This is a genomic window from Halorussus caseinilyticus, assembly GCF_029338395.1.
Lineage (GTDB): Archaea > Halobacteriota > Halobacteria > Halobacteriales > Haladaptataceae > Halorussus > Halorussus caseinilyticus.
In genome coordinates, this window is sequence record NZ_CP119809.1 from 3,295,447 (window position 1) to 3,315,056 (window position 19,610).

Sequence of the window (19,610 nt, forward strand, 5' to 3'; positions counted from 1 at the left end):
GCGGAAGTAAGACTTCGGCCGTAATAAGTGATGTTTGAGCATTGTTTTTGTTTAATAAAGGTAGTTCTGTGTTTGTCCGGGTCGTCTCGTCCGCGACAGCAGTGGAGACGACTGCGACGGCGGACGAGACGACTGCGACGGCGGACGAGACGACTGCGACGGCGAGACGGTAGCTTCAGGCTTGAGCCAATCAGACCGCACAGCACCGCCACCGCCGACCGCACTGTCGCCGACGCCGATGAAGACCGCTACCGCACCGCGCCCCGTGCCTCCCCGCCGCGTTCGCGCGCTTCCGCGCGAACGCGGCGCGTCCCGTGGTCTGTGACGGAAAGCGCGTTCCGCAGTCCGTGGAGAAAAGCGCACCCGGCGGTTCAGAGACCGAGCGCGAGCCACTTCAGCGTCCAGAGCGCCGCCATCCCCGCCACGATGGTCCAGAGCATGCTCTCGGTCCGCCACGCGACCACCGCCGCGAGCGCGCCCGCGAGCAGTCGGTCGTTGCCGACTCCGAGCGCGAGCGTCCCGTCGAGGTAGACCAGTCGCGGCGCGACCAGCGCGGTCAGCACCGCCGCGGGCACGAACTTCAGCGCGCGCTCCAGACCCGGCGGCACCTCTTCGAGTCGCCCGAACAGGGCGACGAACGAGAGGCGGATGGCGAAGGTGCCGACGCTCGCCGCGAGGACGACCAGCCAAATCGAGGTGTCGGCCAGCGACTGGGCGCTCATCGCTCGGCCGCCCCCTCGCGGCGCGCGCCGACGCCCTCCGCGAGGACGCCCGCGACGATACCCCCGAGCGCGGCCACCAGAATTCCGACGTTGAACGGCAGGCCGAACCCCGCGACTGCGAGGACGGCCGCGGCACCCGCCGCGAGGTACGACGGCCGACCGTCCAACGCCGGGAAGAGCAGACCCATGAACAGAAGCGGGATGGCGAAATCGAGGTGCCATCCCTCGGGGACGCGCGCGCCGAAGACGATGCCCACGACGCTCGACCCGACCCACGCCGCCCACAGCGGAATCGCCGTCCCGAGGTAGTACCACCGGCCGTCGCCCGCGGGGTCGAGTCGGTCGCGGCCCTCGAACTGGGCCACCGAGAGCGCGTAGGTCACGTCCAGCAGGAAGAACGCGACCACCACCTTCCACCGCGCCGAGAGGTCACGGAAGTGCGCGCCGAGCGACGCGCTGTACATCAGATACCGCAAGTTGACGACGAGCGCGGTCAGGACGACCACGGCAATCGGCGCGTTCTGGCCGAGCAGTTCGACCGCGGCCACCTGCGCGGCCCCGGCGAACAGCATCCCGGCGAACGCGGTGGCCTGCACCGGGTCGAACCCCGCGCCCACCGTGGCGACTCCCGCGATGACGCCGAACGGGACGTTGGCCGGGAGTGCGGGCAGTACGTCGCGGACGCCCGACCGGAACGCCGCGCGAGAATCCGACGAGAGACGCGACGACCCGGAGCGAGACATGCCAGTGGCTACGCGCGAGCGACGATAAAGAGGTTCGTAAAGCGGTCAGACCTGACGTGTCCGGCAGGTACCAATCACCCGCCGACTCGCGGGCGCGCGACCGACCCGCAAGCGGACGCCCCGCTACTCACCGGGCGTTACGCGCGTAGAGGAGAGGACGGTATCGACGCTGGCGTTACCGATACCGACGCTTGCGAGAACTTTTTTCGTGGTTCCGACCGACACCACACATCCGGACGTACTGCATCTTTGGGCGCGTGCCTCCGCCGACGAACGGCGAGGCGAAACAGGTATATTTTCTTTTATATTTAGGAAGTAAGTTGGAGAACGAATTGATATTCGATATTATATCGAAAAAGTGAAACAGGGACGTAGTAAAGTAGGTCGTAGAATGTCCGGGTTCTGGAACGAAGCGGCGGAGTCGATAGCCGAGAGACCGAAACTGATGAAGGCCGCGTGGTTGCTCACGCTTCTCCTCATCGAAGTCGGGAGCGTCGTCGCCGACGGTGGGTCGAGCGGACCGTAGCGGACTACGAACAGTTCGTCCACTCGCGGCCCAACACGAGATTTCCGTCGATTATGAGCGGCGTGTGAGGCATGTCCGCGAGAATCTCGCGCATCTGTTCGCGCTCGGTTAGCACGTTGTGGGGACCGGTCGAGAGGAACTGCGGACCGTCTTCGAGATACGACTTGGAGACGCTCCCTATCGAGTGTTCCCGCGTCGGATAGCCGTGGATGGTCAGCGCCATCTGGTTGGCGCTCTCGTCGTCCACGACGTAGGTGAGCGGAATCACGTCGTCGCTCTGGGCGAGGGTCAGACCGGGGTCGCCCAGCGAGATGTAGTGGGTCCCGATGGCGGTGTACTTCCGAGCGATTTCCAGTGCGCTCCCGACGCTGAACCCGTTGTGAACGAGTTTCGCCAGCGTCTCGCCGAACTCCACTGCGATGCGGTTGCCGACGTTTTCGAGACTCACGATACCGGCCCGACTTCCGGCGTCTATCAGCGCGATGCCTTGGTCGTGGGACCGACAGGCGTTGAGAACGAACGCCTCGATTTCCACGCCGTCCAGCGCCTCGGCGTCGAAGATTCCGTCGGGACACTCGAACCCGCGTCCGTCGATGTGGCCGATGTAGTGGAACAGGTCGGTCGGCGTCTGCAACAGACGCTGGAGTTCGGCCATCGACGCGTCGAAGTGAACGTCCACGTCGAAGTTGACCGTCTCGCGGTTGGCGTACACCTCCGCCACCGCGTCCCACTCCTCGCGCATCTCGTCGTCGTTGCAGACCACCGTGATGTCGATGATGTCCTCGCTCGTGTCGGACTTGCTGTTTCGGAACGCCTGTGGCAGGACTTTGGTCCCGCGTATCGGCGTCCCGTCGCCGACCCACGCGAGTTCGAGTGCGTCCGCGTCGGGCATGTGGACGTACTCTTCGATGGGCGGCACGCCCCGCCGTCGCCCGTTTTCGACCGCCCAGTCGGACTCGTCCGTCCAGTCGGACCCGTCGGCCTCGTCGGGCCGACGGGAGGACCTGACCGTCGAGGGAGCGGTGCGCTTGAAGTCGTCGATGGCGCTCCGGGTCTCGCGCATCTTTTCGGTTTCCTCGTAAGACGGTTGGGGCGGCGTCCGCAGGACCGTGAGGTCGTTGACCAGATACGGGAGCGTCTCGACGTTCTCCGGGTCGGGGCGGACGTAGGCGACCCGGTGCCACGTCGGCATCGTGTCGGCCAGCGTCGAGTAGGGAACCGAGAAGTACGCCGACAGTTGCTCGTCGAGTGGCGCGTCATACAGGTCGGCGAAGTCGAGGTCCACCACCGACTCGACGTGATTTCGGTCGGCTAACTCGACCTGATAGTGGCCCTCGGTACGAGTCACGCAGTCGAGGAAGAACGCCTGTTCGAGCGTCCGAACCACCTCGTCTTCGAATCCCTCCGCGCCGTCGAACCGGCGTTCGAATTCCCCCACTGTCAGTCGCGGGGTGTCACCGGACACGACTTCCGCGCCGAAGTAGTAGGCCAGCGGTGCGACCGAGTAGATGGCGTCGTAGTTCGGAGGCACCTCGACGGTGACGCCGGTGTCGGGGACCTCGATGCCGTCGGGAACCGACAGTTCGTCGCCGCGTTCGACTCGCGGCGGATGTTCGCGCAGGGTGGGCCACGACCGCTCGCAGGTCGTCGTCTCCAGTGCCGACCCGAGCGTCGAGACGGCCGCCATCACGTCTACCGGGTCGTCGGTGGTCGTGACCGTCCCCGTCGGGTCCTCGGAGAACGACCGCGCGCCGACCGTCACCGGGGTCTCGGATTCGAACACGAGGCGCATCGAGTCGGTGTCGGACTCGATGCGGACACCCGACTCGACGCGGAGGTAGAGTTTGATTGGGACGTTGAGTTCGATGAGGTACTCGTCGCGGGGGAACTCGGCCGACTCGTCGTGTGCGAGTTCCGAGAGAACTTCACCGTCGGCGTCCCAGACGTACGCCAGCACGGTGTACGGGAGGGTGAGCGCGCTGGTCTCGATGGTGCAGGCGGACGTGACCGGGAACCGAAACGAGTCGGGGTCGGCGGGGGTCGGTTCGACCGCACTCGGCGTCGAGAGGGGAAACCTGCGGGTCTCGATGGGGTCTACCACCTCGAATCCGGGTGTCTCGTCGAGCGTGTCGAACCTCGGCACCATCTGCGACCTCCGCGAGTACGACTGCTATCGAAGCGTAACGGTCACACTACAAAACACCTGTGGCACTATAACGCCGCGTCTCAAAGCGGAATCCACGGCATCGTGGTATCGGACTGCGGGAGGTGCCAGCGCTCTTCGGCGTAGTGTGACCGCGTTCCGGTGTTCGACTGGTCGGTCTCGTCGTGAGACGATTCTTCGGGCGCGGGGTCCTCGGGTGCGGTCCGGAGCTCGACCACGGCGTCGAACTCCGGACGGAGGCGACGACACCACTCGCTGTCGTAGGACCGCGGCAGGACGTAGTGTGCCATGGCGTCGCAGTCGTAGACGCGTTCGCCGACCGCCCGGAGGAATCGCCGTACGACATCGAACTCGTAGTGGTCTAGCAACGGCGCGAGCGAATCGACCGTCACGCGGACCTCCGCGGGTCGGTAGCTCTGCGAACAGAACTCCCGCATCGCCTCGCCGAGTTCGGTCCGGAGTCCGGTGAGGTTCGCGTCTCCGACCGACACCTCGGGGACCGACGACGCGGGCGTGTCCGCGAGGTCGGCTATCGGTCTCGGGGGCAGGGCGTGGTTGACGATTTTCGTCGTCTCCGAGAGGGGGCGCGGTGCGGCCGACGCCGCCGGGAGACGGTCGTAGACGCTCTCGGGACTCGCGTCGGTCAGCGCGAACACCCGCCAGCGGCGCGCGTCGGGGTCGCCGAGCATGCTCGCGCTGGCGCGCGTGAACACCTCTCGCGGTGCGTCGCCGACGACGAGCAGGTTACAGCCCTCGCTCTTGAGTTGCCGGAGTTTCGACTGAAATCGCGCCAGACTGTCGTCGGGCGGGCCGTCGCCGCGTTCGTTTCTTAGTTCTACCTTGCTCATTTAAAACGAAGCTTTATCGCCGTCGGTTATAAATTTTCGTCAATCGTCGCCGGTCGGCCGAGCAATCACAATACTCCAGCTTCGAGCGGTTGTCGGGCGCTGAGGCGGGCGTCCCGTCGTCATCCGACCCTGTTTTCACGCTCGAACTCCAAGGTCGAGTCGTGACTGACCGAGGCTTCACCACCGACGGCGAGTGGAATGCACTGTACGTAGATGGCGAGTGGGTCGAAGCGAGCGGCGACGAGACAATCGGAGTCGAGAACCCGGCGACGCGCGAGCAGGTCGCCGAAGTTCCGGCCGCAACCGAGTCGGACGTAGACCGGGCCTACGAAGCGGCGGCCGCGGCCCAAGCGTCGTGGAGCGACCGGTCGGCCGACGAGCGTGCCGAAATCGTCGGGAACGCCATCGACCTGTTAGACGACCACCGCGACGAGATTCTGGAGTCGCTGGCGGTCGAATCGGGGAGCGCGAACGCGAAGGCGTTCGCCGAGTGGCAGACCGCCCAAGGGATGTGTCACCACGCGACCGGTCTCGCGGGGAAGTTGGGGAGCGAGACTTCGGACTCGATGATTCCCGGCAAGGAGAACGAGGTAGAGCGCGTGCCCGAGGGCGTCGTGGGAGTCATCTCGCCGTGGAACTTCCCGTTCAACCTCTCGATGCGGGCGGTCGCGCCCGCAATCGCGCTCGGGAACAGCGTCGTCCTCAAACCCGCCTCGGCGACCCCCATCACGGGCGGTCTGCTCATCGCGCGACTCTTCGAGGAGGCGGGCCTGCCCGAGGGCGTCCTGAACGTCGTGACGGGACGCGGGTCCGACGTGGGCGACCGGATGGCCTCCCACCCGGAACTCGACGTGATGGCGTTCACGGGTTCGACCGAGGTCGGCAAGCACGTCGCGGCGACGGCCGCCGAAAACCTCGCGCTCCCGGCGATGGAACTCGGCGGCAACAACCCGTTCGTCGTGACCGAGGACGCCGACGTTGACGCCGCCGTCGATAGCGCGGTGTTCGGCTCGTTCCTCCATCAGGGCCAGATTTGCATCTCCATCAACCGCCATCTGGTCCACGAATCGGTGTACGACGAGTACGTAGAGCAGTTGGCCGACCGCGCAGAGAGTCTGCCAATCGGCGACCCGCGCGAACGCGAGAACGTCGTCGGTCCCGTCATCGACGAGGGCCAACGAGACCAGATTCTGGAGTACGTCGAACAGACCGTAGAGGCCGGTGCGACCCTCGAAACCGGCGGCGACCACGACGACCTCTACGTCGAACCGACGGTCCTCTCGGACGCCACGAACGACATGGCCGCGGCCTGCAACGAACACTTCGGCCCGGTCGCGCCCGTGATTCCGTTCGCCGACGACGAGGAAGCGGTCGAACTCGCCAACGACACCGAGTACGGTCTCGCGGCGGCGATTCACGCGGGCGACCTCGATTACGCGCGGGACCTCGCCGACCGAATCGAGGCGGGTATGGTCCACCTCAACGACCAACCGGTCAACGAGGAACCGGCGATTCCGTTCGGCGGGATGAAGCAGTCGGGCATGGGCCGGTACGACGGCGACGAGATTCTGAACGAGTTCACCCAGACCAAGTGGATTTCGACCCAGACCGAGAAGCGCGAGTACCCCTTCTAACCGCCGCGAGTACTCTTTTCGTTGCGAACGCAGTCGCCAGCGGCGACTGCGTTCGCTAACCGCTCGCGTTGCCGTTCCGTCTCCATCTTTCTTTCAGTCTCCTATTTAATTTTCTCAAGTGTTAGTCACGCGCGTAACGCGCGCGCGTGCGCCCGCAAACCGGGACGGGTTGGACCCGGAATCGGGACGAGACGGACGCGAGCGACCGCGATAATCGAAAGCGGGCGCGCGAGGCACCCGCTTTCGGCCGACGCTCGACGCCTCAAAGACGGGAAATGTTGCTCTAAGACAGATAAATAATTGCTAGAAGATGGAAAATGTTTACTTTCGGTCGGTCGCTACGAGGTTCGACTCACTGGTGCGGGACGACCCCGCGCCAGACCGGACCACCGGTGGTCTCGCGGAGCGACCGGTGGTGAACTCGAATCCGAGTTCGAGCGACCGTCGCTCGCGCGCTCTCGACCGACCCAATTCTGGGCGGCGCGCGTCGGCGCGCGCGAGATGGTCGCGGTCGGCGGTCAGATTTTCGCGCGAAGTACTGTATATTTAGCACTCCTCCTCGAATTGAACCGATATTTCCCTGTGAGCTACCCTTTTTATACTGTATTCTAAATAAATTAACTGAATGGGGGGATAATTCCGTTACAATCGTGCTTTCTATCGAACTAACCTTTAATTCAGCAAAACGCTTAAATAAAGATAGATATATATCGCGAGATATGGCAAACAAGTTCGCAGGCGAAGTGGAGCAGATGAAGAAGACGCGCTCGCAACCCGGCACGCCGGAGATTGGCGGTAGCCAGAGTGCCAGTACAGTCAACGTTCCAACCATGTCAACGGTCGAAGAGATGGCGACTGTGGACGACCTCGGAATTCTGTTCGACGACCGGGTCGAGAAACGAGTGCTAAACGAAATCAAAACGACGGAACTTCCCGAGGACATCGAAGACATCATTCTCGACGACGGCGTGCTTGGTGACCGAGAAGAACTATCCTGGAAGTGGGTGTGGCACGTCTGTACCGAACTGCTGACTCTCGATTGTGTCGGCGACGAGTATCGGCAAGAAGCGTACGAGGCGAAGGCGTTGATGGCGATTTACGTTACGCTGGTAGACGACATCGGCGAGCAACTCAACGACAAGGCGACGTTCTGGGAACTGGCCAAGACCGCATACCCCGAGGCCGAACCAGACTGGGAACGCGAAGACATCAACTCGGACTACGCTCACAGCATCCGCCGAGTGTGGACTGAACTCATGGACCGACTCGAGTCCGCGCCGCGGTTCGACGAGTTCGAAGACCCGTTCATGTTCAACCTGCGCGAGACGGTCCAAGCCATGGAGTACACACAGATGTCGGACGAGTACTCCGCGTTCATGAACCCCGAGGAGATGTGGCATTTCGACACGCAGGGAATCGGGTCGTTCCTCTACTGGACCGTGGACCTGATGTACTCGCCGTCGTTCGAGATGGACGACTTCCGGGAGTTCCGCCAACTCGTCCACGAACTCCAGCACATGTGGAGACTCGGCAACTGGATTACCACGTGGGAAGAAGAGGTCTACGAACAGGACTTCTCGGCCGGAGTCTTCGTGGAAGCCCTCAACAACGGCGTTATCGACGAGACGGACATCGAACGCCTCGAATCCGGGGAGACGAACCCCGAGCGACTCATCGGCCGCATCAAGGCGTCGGGAATCGTCGAGCAGTTCATCGCCGATTGGAAACGCCGACGTGACCGGTTGCACGAGCGGGACTTCGAGATGCAGTCGCTCGACGCCGACCAGATGGTCGTGATGATGGAGCGGATGATGCGCAACCATCTCGCAACTAGCGAGTACCGATGACCGTCAGTATCCTAGAAGCGGTGTGATAGAGTTCTCTGACCCGGAGGGTCCATGAAAGAGCGTCTCGCACTGCAGTGGCGACGCAAGTGAGGTTGACTGTTCTGTCTGGGGACCGGAAGTTACGAAACGGTTCTGGAACGGTAGTTCTCGGAAAAGTAGCTTCGGCGGTAGTCCTCGGGAAGTACCGGTAGGAGCGTCCGCGATAGCGAAGTAACCTACCAAGTCACTTCCCACACGAACTTCTCGTCTCCCTCCGGTTCCGACTCTTCGAGATGCGGGTTCGCATCGGTCGGTCCAAAGCGGTTTATCATCCGAGTGTGGACTCCCTTCACGAATGGCTTCGGAAGCGCCCAGTTTTTGTCTGCTCCGAGTCGGGCCTCACGTGCGGCGGTGTCTAAGTCGTACGTGTAGCGGCCACCGGGGTACTTCATGTCGGAATCTTGGTAGACCTCCTGAACCGTCTTGTCCAGTTTATCGTATGCTTCTTCGAGACTGATGTCGTCGGAGTAGGGAAGCGTTTGTGCCGATGCTTCGCCACCTTGCTTCATCGTCTGGACACCTACTTCGTCAGTGAGTCTGCTGTACGCTTCGGCGACATCCCCTAGCCGGTACCATTCGTCGGCGTCGATGTCACCGAGGACCTCTTTGAACATCTCGCGCGTCTTTTTCTCGAAGATAGGGGAAACTTCTCCCATGGTTTCGATTACGGCATTAATGTACTGTCCGTCCGCCAGTGCATCTTCGTCGTAACGGGACATATTAGATAAGAAATTCTATCATGCTATAAATATTGGGGAAGATACCTTTGTTTTAAATCGATAGTAGAAATATCGCCGATATATTCTAGAAGGTAAATGGTACAAATATAAAAGAATATCGGCGGTGTGGGCCAGATATATCTCGGAAAAATCTCATTTTGAGTAGAAATTTTGAACCCGTTATCATGAAAGATAATCCGGTAGATAAATATAAGATAGGCTAAAATGGCGTCACTCACGCGCGTACGCTGTCAGATTGATTGGTCGGTCGGGGGCGGCAGTGAGACTGGGATACATGTCGAACTGCTCCGTTTCGCGGTCGAACGTGAACCGGTCGAAAAACGCGGCGAGCGCCATTTTAACTTCCGTTCTAGTGAACTGCTCGCCGATGCACTGTCGCGGTCCGCTTCCGAACGGGAAATACGCGAACGAGTGACGGTCGGAGCTTCCTGCAAATCGACTCGGCCGGAACTCGTCGGGTGCGTCCCACCAGCGTTCGTCTCGGTGAATCACCCACTCGGGGAGTTGGACCACGTTGCCCTCCGGAATCAAGTAATCTCCGAGAGTCGTGTCGGTGGCCGTTTCTCGGAAGATAGCGTGAGCAGGTGGACAGTATCGCATCGTTTCGTCTATCACCTGCTCTGTGTACGTCAAGTCGTCCAAATGTCGTGCGCGCGGGTCGTCACCGTTGAGCACCTCGTCGATTTCGGCCACGAGACGTTCCTCCACTTTCGGTTTGTTTGCGACGAAGTAGAGAACGTACGTCAGTAGAATTGCGCTCGTCTCGTGGCCGCCGAACAGGAACGTTATCATCTCGTCACGAACTCGTTCGTCGGTGTAGTCCGCTTCGCTGTCTGACCCAACCGTAACCAGCGTCGACAACAAATCGTCGCCACTCCCGTTCTGTTTTCTGTCTTCTATCATCTCCTCGACCCGATTGACTAACTGCTTTCTCCCGCTCTCGTACTCTTTTTCGACGTTTTCCGGTATCTCCCCTGCACTTGCCGACTCCCTGAACCAGTGGGTAATCGTATCGGTAGCTTCGGTGATTGCTCTGTCTTCTTCCATCTCGCCGAACAGTGCCCGAAGCATCACCCGAAGGGTTACGTCCGTCATCACCTCGTGGGCGTCGAACGTCTCGCCGTCCGTCAAACCATCTGCGATTTCGGTTACGATTTCGCTAATCGAGTCACAGTACGAACGTACTTGTGACGCTCGGAAGAACGGTTGTAGTTCGCCGCGTTGCGCTCGCCACTGTTCTCCTTCCACCGCGACCACACCGCCGCCGAAAATCTGTTTGTAGGGGTCGAACTTGTAGTAGTCTTCATTGTTTTTAATCAACACTCCCTCCACGAAATCCGGGTGAGAAACCATGTAATGGTCTTTTTCGGGGCCGGTAATCCGAACTACGTCACCCTCTTTTGCCCATTCGGTACGGGTTTCGAATGGGGCTTGCTGGTACTCGGCGAGCGTCCCGACAATGGGAGGCCGTTTATTTTTTGAATTCATGCCTCTCAATTTATCTCTGCCATTATAAAACCTTTATATAATAGGTAATATAAAAGAGGGCGTCTTCAGACTGCTCTCACGGATACGCTAAACGTGAGAACGTTCGGAGCGCGTCTCCTCCGTAGAGTCCGTCTCGAAGCGACTTACCAAGTCACTTCCCACGCGAACTGCTCGCGGTCTTTCGGTTCCACTTCCTCGAACTCGGGGATGGCGTCTTCCGGCCCGTACTCCTCAATCATCGCAGTGTGGACGCCCTTTGCGAACGGTTTCGGAAGTAGAAACGCCTCGTCTGCTCCGAGTCGCGCCGAACGTCCGTCGAGTTCGTACAGGTACTTACCACCGGGGTACTCCATGTCCGAACCTTTGAACACCTCTTTGTGGGCTCCGAGTATTGCCCCGTACGCTTCTTCGAGGGTCGCGTCGTCCGGAATTGGCACTTCCTTCCCAGACGCTTCTCCACCCACCTTCATCGTCTGAGCACCCACGTCGTCTAGGATACGCTGGAACACCTCGGCAACCTCGCCCGTTTTGTACCATCCTTCCGGGTCAACGTCGCCAATGACCTCCTGAAACATCTCGCGGGTCTTCTTTTCGAAGATACTCGAAATCTCTCCCGTAGAGTTGATGAACGCGTGAATGTATCTACCAGTTACCTCGGCGTTTTCGTCGTACTTTGCCATACTATCTGCAAGCAACTGATGAGTTATAAATATTCTGAAATATATAAACTGTTTTATATTTTGGGTAGTATTTCGAAACATCTCCGGAGTTTGGTCTTAAGTATAAAAATAACTACACCGCTCGACGGACGAAGTCCTTCTCCCGACGCTGTCAGGGCCGTTTCGAAACTCCCTCCAGACCGATACGCTTGCATCTTCAGATTGAAATACCGCGCGCGACCAGTCGTCCGTAATGAACTTCGACGCCGAGTCGTTCACCGTCGCGGTCAAAGACAGCGCGCGCGAGGTCAACGAGGCGGCGCGACGGGTGGCAATCACCGAGGGCGACCGTCTCGAGTTCGACTCCGAGACGGCCGCTCACCGGCGCGCCAGAGAACTCTCCGAGGGCGGCGAGACTCCGGTGAAGGTCCAGCGAGCGGCACCGCAGGACCCCGACGACGTGGACGGCTATCTCGTGGCGTGGCCCGAGCGCCGGACGCAGAACCCCGAGGGGTCGCCCACCGAGGGACTGACGTTCGACACCGAGGCCAACCAGTACGGTGCGCTCGGGGAAGCAGTCGCCTTCACGCCAGAGGTGAATCCGCCGCTGTTGACCCACTTCGCGCGGGTAGACGCCGACCTTCCCGACGTTGACTTCTCGGACCGCGAGCGAGACGAACTCCGCGTCGAACTCGACACCGACCCGGCCCCGGTCGTCGTCGGGTCCGACAGACGGTGGGAACCTGACTGCCGTGCAGTCGTCCGGTTGGGTCCCGACCGGCCGGTTCTCACCGAGTACTGGTGCGAGGTCAAAACCGGCGACGGGTCGTTCGAGCGGAGTCAACGCGAAGCGATGCGGGCGAAAGCACGCGAAGCGTCCGTCCTCAAGATTCGCGTCGAGTTGGACGACTTGCCCGACAGATACACGGCGTGGGTTCGGACCGTCGAACCGGACAGCGGTGACGCGAACGGCGGTGAAACGACCAAGCTCGGGGTCGAGGAGAGAGACGACGACCAGCAGGTGTATCGAGTCAACGCATCGCTACGGGACTTTTGAGACGCTTCTCGCAAGTGGGGCGTGTCCGATTCAGACAGAAGTCTATCTCCACCCTTCAAGCATTCGTAAATTACTCTTACCACCGTCGTAAATCGGATATTACATAATTTTGAATTGTTTAAATTATATCCTAATTATAACATAGGATACCAAATGATTGATTAAACATATACAAAATTATTTGACACGATGACGGAGAACGCATCTAGGCCGATAAAGAGCGGTGAAACCCACACACAGTTCAACAAGCCGATAGCGAACCATGGCCGGAACACCGGGAGAATCACCGTCCCAACGATGTCACCCGTTAACGATACGACGACGGTAGACGACCTCAGTCTCGAGTACGACGAGGAAGTCGAACAGCGGATTCTCGGCGAGGTCGAATCGGCGACGTTACCGCCCAAAATAAACGACATTGTGCAAGACGATGGCGTTCTCGGGGACCGAAAGCTGTTCACGTGGAAGTGGATGTGGTACGTCTGCGGCGATATGCTGACGTTGGATTGCGTCGGTGACAAACACAGACAGGACGCCGCCGAGGCGAAGACGCTGATGGCTCTGTACACGACGTTGATGGACGACATTGCCGAGAAACTGGGCGACGAGGCGACCTTCTGGGAACTCGCTAAGACGGCCTATCCCGAGTCCGAACCGGACTGGGAGCGCGAAGACATCGATTCGAACTACGCCGACAGCATCCGCCGAGTGTGGACCGAGCTCATCGACCATCTCGAATCCGCGCCGCGGTTCGAAGAGTTCGAGGACCCGTTCACGTTCAACCTGCGCGAGACGGTCCAAGCCATGGAGTACACGCAGATGTCGGACGAGTACTCCGCGTTTATGAACTCCGAAGAGATGTGGTACTTCGACACGCAGGGTATCGGGTCGTTCCTGTTCTGGACTATCGATTTGATGTACTCGCCATCGTTCGAGATGGACGACTTCCGGGAGTTCCGCCAAATCGTCTACGAACTCCAGCACATGTGGCGACTCGGCAACTGGGTCACGACGTGGGAGCTAGAAATATACGAAGGCGACTACAGTACGGGTATCATCGTGGAAGCACTCAATCGGGGAATTATCGACGGGGCAGAGCTCGAACAACTCGAAACTGGAGAGATGAGTCCCGAACGGGTGATTGGTCGCGTCGAGGCGTCGGGAATCGTCGAGCAGTTCGTCGCCGACTGGAAGCGCCGCCGGGACGCGCTGTACCAACGTGACTTCGGGATGCGTTCGCTCGAAAGCGACGAGATGGTCAGAATGATGGAACAGTTCATGCAGAGTCATCTCGCTATCGAGAAACAACGCTGATGGCAGACTACGGTTGAATCGGCGTCTTTTTGCAGTGAGAAACACCTACCGCCGCGACTCCGGCCACACCGTCACCACCGCGACGGCGAGCGTCCCGACCAACCACAGCAGGAGGCCGAGGACGCTCGCCACGGGTGAGGCGGCGGGAGCGCCCGATTCGACACCGCCGACGACAGTCTCCAGCACGAGACCCCGGAAGGCGCTGTTCGGACTCAGCGCGAGGACCAGCTCGAGCGCACCCTCGGGGACGACGCCGCCAGCGAGTCCGGCGACGATGCCCGCGTCGAACCCGACCACGAGCGCCACCCCGAGCGCGACCGCGACCACGATGCCCGCGCGGGTCGTCCCCGCAGTCGTGGAAATCGCCAGTGCCGCGCCCATCAGAACCAGTGCGAACGCGGCCGTGAGGACGACGAACCGGAGGTAGAGCAGTGGCGAGTCCATCGCGGCGTGGGAGGCGATGACCGTCGTCCCGACGCCGCCGAAGGCGGGTACTAGCAGGGCGACCCCCAGAAGCGGGACGACGAGTGCGACCAGCAACGCCGCCGCGCGCCCGAGGTAGACCCCGAGGACGAATGTCGCCCGCGAGACGGGGTAGGTCCGAATCACGTCGAGTTCGCCGCGCTCGTCGTCGCCGAGGACCGACCGATAGCCGAACGCCAGCGCCAGCGCGGGCACCAGCACCTCGACGGGCGTGAGCAGGTCGAGGACCAGCGGAACGTAGCCGACAGCGCCAGCGGTCCACGCCAGCACCGCCACGACTGCGGCGAATCCTCCGGCGAGCGCGAGGAACGCCCGGGTCCGGACGACCGTCGTCAACTCCCGGCCCACGACCGCGAAGAGTCGGTTGACCGACTGGCGGCTCATTCGTCACCCTGCGTCCGGACGCTGACGGTCGGCGCGGTCGTCTCGTCGGCCGCGTCGGGGCGCGTGCCGCCCGTGAGTTCGAGGAACGCCCCCCGAAAGGTGTCGGCGTCGGTCCGGGCCACGAAGTCGTCGGGCGACCCGTCGGCCACCACGTCGCCGTGGTCGAGCAGGAGAACGGTGTCTGCTTCCTCGGCCCCCGAGAGGTTGTGAGTCGCAAGCAGGACCGCCATTCCGTCGTCTGCGAGGTCGGCCACGAGGTCGAAGATGTACTCGGTCATCCGGGGGTCCAAGTCGCCGGTGGGTTCGTCCAAGACGACTATCGGCGGGTCGCCCAGAATCGCCTGTCCGACTCCGAGAAGCCGCGTCATCCCGCCCGAGAGGGTTTCTACCCGGCGGTCGCTCGCCTCCGACAGGCCGACGCGCTCCACGACGGCCGACACGTCTACCTCGCGGTCCAGCAGGTCGGCGTAGAACCGGAGGGTCTCGGCGACGGTGAACGCCGGGCGGAACGTCGGACTCTGCGGGAGGTAGCCGACCTCGCGGCCGGTCGTCTCGTTCGTCTTCCCCCCAGTCTCGGCGGTCGGCTTCTCGCCGGTCGTCTCGTTCGTCTTCCCACCCGTCCCGTCGTCGCTCGCGGCCGGGGCCGCGAGCGACACCGACCCCTCGTCGGGTTCCAACAGGCCGAGAACGGCCCGTAGGAGCGTCGTCTTCCCAGACCCGTTCGGGCCGACCAGCGCGGTGACGGTGCCCGACTCGACCGAGAACGTCAGGTCCGAGAACACGTCTACCTCGCCGAACGAGTGGCCGAGACCCGCCACGTCGAGGACCGTCGTCCGCTCGCTCGATTCGGCAGTCTCTCTGTCGTCCGACTCGTCGGTCTCTCGGTCGCTCGGTCGTTCGGAGTGAGTTCTGTCCGTCATGGGATACCTCCCGTCCGGTTCGACTCGACCGCCTCACAGAGGCGGTCGGGTCGAACTGGCTCGGCAGCGGTGCCTCGTCCACGACGCCCGTGGGTCGCAGGCCGGGGACGAGACCCTGAAGCGCCCGGAGCGACGCCAGCGCGGGCGACTCGGCCAGCGTCGTCGCTCCGTCCACGTCGTCCACCCGGCTATCGACCGGACCGCTCGGGTGGAAGGGTCGTTCCAGCACGCCGTCGTCGTCGGTGTCCGCGCCGGGCGCGTCGGCCCAGTAGTTGCCCCGGCCGTCGCCGGTCCAGACCCGGAGCGGACCGAGCGACGCCGAGACGTACCGGTCGTTGTCCACGAAGTCGTTCGCCACGACCCGGTTGGTCGAGATGAGCGACGACGCGCGGAATCCCACGTCGTTGCCGACCACGACGTTGCGCTCGTAGAGGGAGGTCCGCGAGGGCGCTTCGAGACCGTAGTGGTTGTCAACGACCACGTTCTCGGCGACGTAGGACGCCCGACCGCCGACGTTGACGCCCGAGTAGCTATCGCGGACCTCGTTTCCGACGATTAGGTTACCGGTCGGCCGAGTCATCACGACCACGCCCATGTCGGTTCCCGTCGCGGTGTTGTTGGCGACCAGCGCGCCGGAGGTGTACATCTCGTGGACGCCAAAGCGCATCCCGTCGCGGCCGACCATCCGGTTGTCCCTGACGACGAGTCCGTCCGCGAGGTGGGTGTACACCCCGTCGCGGCCCCCGACGAACGTCGAGTCCTGCACGACGACCCGCGAGCGCATCACCATCACGCCCATGAAGCCGTCGGTCCACTCCTCGCTTCCGACGACGGTGACGTTCTCCACGACGGCGTTTTGGCTCCAGCGCACGACGACGCCGTTCGCGGGGGTATCGACGGAGACGTTCCGGACCAGCGACCCGTTGGCCGAGTCGAGTGTGACGCCAGCGTCACCGTATCCGTAGCCGAGTTGGACCCGGTAGTCCCACTGGTCGGCCCGGTCGGTCGAGACGTTCTCGGCCGAGAGCGTGCCGCCGACGCCCGAGATTCGGAGGTCCGCGACTGCCACGCGCGGCGCTGTCGCGGTCACGACGGTCCCGGTTCCGTCGCCTCGGAGGTGGGTCGCGTTCCCGGCACCGCGGAGCGTCAGGGGCTTGTCGATGGTGAGGGGGTCGTCGGTCGTGCGGTCGGCGTCGTAGGTGCCGGGCGGGACCCGAACCGCGGTGTTCGGCGGGGCCGCATCGACCGCCGCCGCGAGGGTCGGCGCGTCCTCGCCGACGACCACCGAGACCGGCCGGTCGAGAAGTCGGTCGGCGTCGGCGACTCGCTGGTCGGCCCACTGATGTCGCTCGCGGACCGCGGTCCGGAACGACTCGCGGGTCGCGGCCCCGGTTCCGAAGTCGGTCGCTCGAACCGCCTCCCACCGGCGGAGTTCGCCGCCGTACTCGGCGGCGAACTCCGCGGCGGCCGACCGGGTAGAGAAGGGGACGACCGCTTCGCCCGCCGGGGTTCGCGCTCTGCTCCCGACGACGAAGTAGGCGTCCTCGGCCGCGACCCACCCGACGTACGCCGATGGGGTGTCGGGTTTCCGGAGGTAGCCGTCGTCGCCGACTTCCAACCGGGCGTCGGCGTAGTCGCTGACGTACACCGTCAGCGGGACGCCGAACTGTCGGGCGTGGCCCTCGCGCGCGAGTTCGTCAACCAGCGAGGTGACGCCGTGGTAGCCCACGACGTAGCGATACTGGGAGTAGAACACTTCGGCGCGCGGAATCTCGACGCCGCGCTCGCGGGCCTCGACGGTGGTGGCGGCGGTCATCCCCATGTCGATGGTGTCCTCGAAGGGGACCGGTTCGGGGCGGCGCGCGCCCACGTCCACCGCGAACGCGGCGCTACTCACCAGCAGGAAGGCGAACAGGACCGCGAGGACGTGTTTCGGATTCATCTCGTCGGGGACCTCCGCGGGGAGGGTACTGCCGGAATCGTAAGCGACGCTCACGTTTACCCCCTTTCCCCGGTTTTCACTTTCCGAGAAACGGACGAGGAGGTATAGATCCTCCCGGTCTAGAGTAGGTATCATGTGTTCGCCGGACCGAGAGCAACGTTCCCCGTCCCACGACTCACACCACCGTTGCACGCGCGACCACCGCGGCGACGCGACCGGGAGACGCCGTGACCCGACCGACGGGCGCAGGCGCTCGGTTCTCCGGGCGGGTGCGCTCGGGATTGGGGCGTCTCTCGCGGGGTGTCTCGGTGGCTTGACCGGCGACGGCGGCGAGGTCCCGGCCGCGATTTCGGTCGCGGGGGGTCTCGACTGCGACGCGTGCGGGATGGTCGTCGAGAAGCATCCGGGTCCCAACGGCCAACTCTTCTACGAGGGCGACAGTCCCGAGGGCCACGACAACCCCGCGCGATTCGACTCGCTGAAGCAGTGTTTCTTCCCGTACAAACTCGAACACGAGCAGATGGGGTGGAACCTCGACGCGGCCTACGTCACCGACTACTCGTCGGTGGACTACGACGTTTCGACGCAGGGCGGGACGACGACTATCTCCTCGCACACCGCTCCGGAGTCGTTCGCGCGGGCGAAGGACGTTCAGTACGTCGTGGACAGCGAAGTAGAAGGCGCGATGGGACCGGACTTCGTTCCGTTCTCGACGCAGGGCGACGCCCAGTCGTTCGCCGACGAGTACGGCGGCGAAGTCGTCTCCTACGGCGACATCGGCGAAGGGCTACTCGGGAGGTGACCTCGTTCGCGGTCGGACTAGTCGGAGCGGTTCGGGCCGTCGGTCTCGACTTCGACCGCGACCTCGTTGCGGCGCATGAACGGCGGCGTCCACGGGTCGTCGTACTGGAGGACGACCGGACGGCCGAGCGGTTCGAGGTCCCGCGTTTCGAGTTCGTCTCGCAGGTCCCGGAGGTTTCGCTCGATTCGGTCGTCGGTCGCGTACCACGAGAACCGCTGGACGGCGAGCGTCCGCGGGGGTTCGACCACGAGTCTGACTCTCGGGTCGGTCGGCGTCGGCGCGGTGCCGGGCGTGTACTCCTCGGGCAGGTAGAACGCCATGGTGACGCCGCCGTCCCGCGTGGCGGACTTGGCCGTGGTGCGGACCGGCGCGGTCATCGGGACGCTCTCGCCGTCGGTCCACGCGGTCCGGACCGGCGTCGTCATCGAAACCTCGGTTCCCCCGGCGTCGGTCGCCACGGGTGCGGTCATCGAGAGTTCCTCGTCGGCGGCGTTCTCGCCGGAGATGTACCGGAAGAGGCGGCCGAAGGCGGTTCGCTGGTCGTCTGCGGTGGTCTCCACGAGGACGGTCCGGGTGTAGCGCCGGAGTTCCACGCCGTCGAAGGTCTCTACGGTCTCGTAGGGGACTGTCTCGGTCGTTCGGTCCACGTAGGTTCCCCACCCGACCCACGCCGCGAGGAGTCCGCCCACCCCGGCGAGTAGTGCCTTGGTTCGAGTGCGCATAGGTCGGGTACGCCGGGCGACGTGAAAAGTTCGCGCGACGGATTCAGCGGGACCGGCGCGTAAATCTACGCCGGGCCAGCGTGTGACCGAACGGAGACGCCGGGGGACGCGGCGTCGAACTCGCACCGGTAAGAGGTACTTCGACGTATTTTTAGGGAACGTCCTCTTTCTCACCCGTATGGCAGACTTTCAGGTCGTCGTCGCGGACCCCGAATCCGGGGCGACCCACCAGCGCGACGTAGACGGACAGGACGCGAACCGATTCCTCGGCAAATCCATCGGCGAGGAAGCAGACGGCGGTGCGGTCGGTCTCGACGGCTACACGGTCGAGATTACCGGCGGTTCCGACGACGCCGGTCGCCCGATGCGCGGCGACGTGGCAGGCCCGAACCTCAAGGAAGTCCTCCTCGACGGCGGCACGGGCTACAAGCCCTCCCGCGACGGCGAGCGCAAGCGCGTGACCGTCCGCGGCGGCGAGGTCAGCGAGGCCACCGCCCAACTCAACGTCAAAATCAGCGAACGCGGCGACGAGTCCGTCGAGGACCTCCTCGGCGGCGGCGAAGACGACGAGTAGCG

Annotated in this window: 17 protein-coding genes and 2 pseudogenes; 7 read left to right on the top strand and 12 right to left on the bottom strand. The window is 63.0% G+C overall.

Going from position 1 to position 19,610, the window contains the following annotated elements; genetic code table 11:
* Positions 1-371: 371 nt before the first annotated feature.
* The 3 genes and pseudogenes from P2T60_RS16675 to P2T60_RS21910 form a co-directional block, all read right to left on the bottom strand.
* A complete protein-coding gene (locus P2T60_RS16675) occupies positions 372-722 on the bottom strand; it encodes an AzlD domain-containing protein (RefSeq protein WP_276280363.1) in 351 nt (116 codons plus the stop codon).
* On the bottom strand, positions 719-1,465 hold the full coding sequence (locus tag P2T60_RS16680) for an AzlC family ABC transporter permease (protein ID WP_276280364.1): 747 nt from the start codon (positions 1,463-1,465) through the stop codon (positions 719-721). The genes P2T60_RS16675 and P2T60_RS16680 overlap by 4 nt, the downstream gene beginning before the upstream one ends.
* Positions 1,466-1,591: 126 nt before the next feature.
* Positions 1,592-1,690: pseudogene (locus P2T60_RS21910) on the bottom strand (sporulation protein); the annotation flags it as partial.
* A gap of 166 nt (positions 1,691-1,856) precedes the next feature.
* Here P2T60_RS21910 and P2T60_RS16685 point away from each other — a divergent pair.
* Positions 1,857-1,991 (top strand): hypothetical protein, encoded by a 135-nt coding sequence (locus P2T60_RS16685; RefSeq protein WP_276280365.1) that lies wholly within the window; start codon positions 1,857-1,859, stop codon positions 1,989-1,991.
* Between the two features lie 4 nt (positions 1,992-1,995).
* Here the strand turns inward: P2T60_RS16685 and P2T60_RS16690 are convergent, their stop codons facing one another.
* Entirely contained in the window at positions 1,996-4,137 is a 2,142-nt protein-coding gene (locus P2T60_RS16690) for a CHAT domain-containing protein (RefSeq protein WP_276280366.1), read from the bottom strand.
* Between the two features lie 80 nt (positions 4,138-4,217).
* Positions 4,218-5,003, bottom strand: coding sequence for a DUF7504 family protein (locus P2T60_RS16695; RefSeq protein ID WP_276280367.1), 786 nt, complete (start codon positions 5,001-5,003; stop codon positions 4,218-4,220).
* A 161-nt stretch (positions 5,004-5,164) separates the two neighbouring features.
* On the opposite strand from P2T60_RS16695, the gene P2T60_RS16700 reads away from it, so the two are divergent.
* Together P2T60_RS16700 and P2T60_RS16705 are read left to right on the top strand one after the other, a co-directional pair.
* The gene (locus P2T60_RS16700; protein ID WP_276280368.1) at positions 5,165-6,637 is read left to right on the top strand and encodes an aldehyde dehydrogenase family protein; all 1,473 of its coding nucleotides are present in this window, start codon (positions 5,165-5,167) and stop codon (positions 6,635-6,637) included.
* A gap of 719 nt (positions 6,638-7,356) precedes the next feature.
* Entirely contained in the window at positions 7,357-8,484 is a 1,128-nt protein-coding gene (locus P2T60_RS16705) for a hypothetical protein (RefSeq protein WP_276280369.1), read from the top strand.
* Positions 8,485-8,699: 215 nt separating this feature from the next.
* Here the strand turns inward: P2T60_RS16705 and P2T60_RS16710 are convergent, their stop codons facing one another.
* The 3 genes from P2T60_RS16710 to P2T60_RS16720 all read right to left on the bottom strand — a co-directional run bounded on the left by P2T60_RS16710 (position 8,700) and on the right by P2T60_RS16720 (position 11,431).
* Positions 8,700-9,242 carry a hypothetical protein gene (locus P2T60_RS16710; protein ID WP_276280370.1) on the bottom strand — a complete coding sequence of 181 codons (543 nt, stop codon included), beginning with the start codon at positions 9,240-9,242 and terminating at the stop codon, positions 8,700-8,702.
* Positions 9,243-9,473: 231 nt separating this feature from the next.
* Positions 9,474-10,751: a cytochrome P450 gene (locus P2T60_RS16715; RefSeq protein ID WP_276280371.1), complete on the bottom strand. Its 1,278-nt coding sequence runs from the start codon at positions 10,749-10,751 to the stop codon at positions 9,474-9,476.
* 143 nt (positions 10,752-10,894) lie between these two features.
* A complete protein-coding gene (locus P2T60_RS16720; RefSeq protein ID WP_276280372.1) occupies positions 10,895-11,431 on the bottom strand; it encodes a hypothetical protein in 537 nt (178 codons plus the stop codon).
* Between the two features lie 232 nt (positions 11,432-11,663).
* Here P2T60_RS16720 and P2T60_RS16725 point away from each other — a divergent pair, with 232 nt between their 5' ends.
* On the top strand, positions 11,664-12,467 hold the full coding sequence (locus P2T60_RS16725) for a DUF8081 domain-containing protein (protein WP_276280373.1): 804 nt from the start codon (positions 11,664-11,666) through the stop codon (positions 12,465-12,467).
* Positions 12,468-12,764: 297 nt separating this feature from the next.
* The gene (locus P2T60_RS16730; RefSeq protein ID WP_276280374.1) at positions 12,765-13,781 is read left to right on the top strand and encodes a hypothetical protein; all 1,017 of its coding nucleotides are present in this window, start codon (positions 12,765-12,767) and stop codon (positions 13,779-13,781) included.
* A gap of 45 nt (positions 13,782-13,826) precedes the next feature.
* Here P2T60_RS16730 and P2T60_RS16735 read toward each other — a convergent pair whose 3' ends face one another.
* The 3 genes and pseudogenes from P2T60_RS16735 to P2T60_RS16745 form a co-directional block, all read right to left on the bottom strand.
* Entirely contained in the window at positions 13,827-14,648 is an 822-nt protein-coding gene (locus P2T60_RS16735) for an ABC transporter permease (protein ID WP_276280375.1), read from the bottom strand.
* Positions 14,645-15,568: an ABC transporter ATP-binding protein gene (locus P2T60_RS16740; protein ID WP_276280376.1), complete on the bottom strand. Its 924-nt coding sequence runs from the start codon at positions 15,566-15,568 to the stop codon at positions 14,645-14,647. The genes P2T60_RS16735 and P2T60_RS16740 overlap by 4 nt, the downstream gene beginning before the upstream one ends.
* Before the next feature lie 316 nt (positions 15,569-15,884).
* A pseudogene (locus P2T60_RS16745) lies at positions 15,885-17,645 on the bottom strand (NosD domain-containing protein); the annotation flags it as partial.
* Here P2T60_RS16745 and P2T60_RS16750 point away from each other — a divergent pair.
* Positions 17,644-18,312, top strand: a complete 669-nt coding sequence (locus P2T60_RS16750; RefSeq protein WP_276280377.1) for a nitrous oxide reductase accessory protein NosL — start codon at positions 17,644-17,646, stop codon at positions 18,310-18,312. The pseudogene P2T60_RS16745 and the gene P2T60_RS16750 sit on opposite strands and share 2 nt — an antisense overlap.
* Before the next feature lie 17 nt (positions 18,313-18,329).
* On the opposite strand, the gene P2T60_RS16755 is transcribed toward P2T60_RS16750, so the two are convergent.
* On the bottom strand, positions 18,330-19,034 hold the full coding sequence (locus P2T60_RS16755) for an SOUL family heme-binding protein (RefSeq protein ID WP_276280378.1): 705 nt from the start codon (positions 19,032-19,034) through the stop codon (positions 18,330-18,332).
* A 178-nt stretch (positions 19,035-19,212) separates the two neighbouring features.
* Here P2T60_RS16755 and P2T60_RS16760 point away from each other — a divergent pair, with 178 nt between their 5' ends.
* On the top strand, positions 19,213-19,608 hold the full coding sequence (locus P2T60_RS16760; protein ID WP_276280379.1) for a 30S ribosomal protein S6e: 396 nt from the start codon (positions 19,213-19,215) through the stop codon (positions 19,606-19,608).
* Positions 19,609-19,610: the final 2 nt, after the last annotated feature.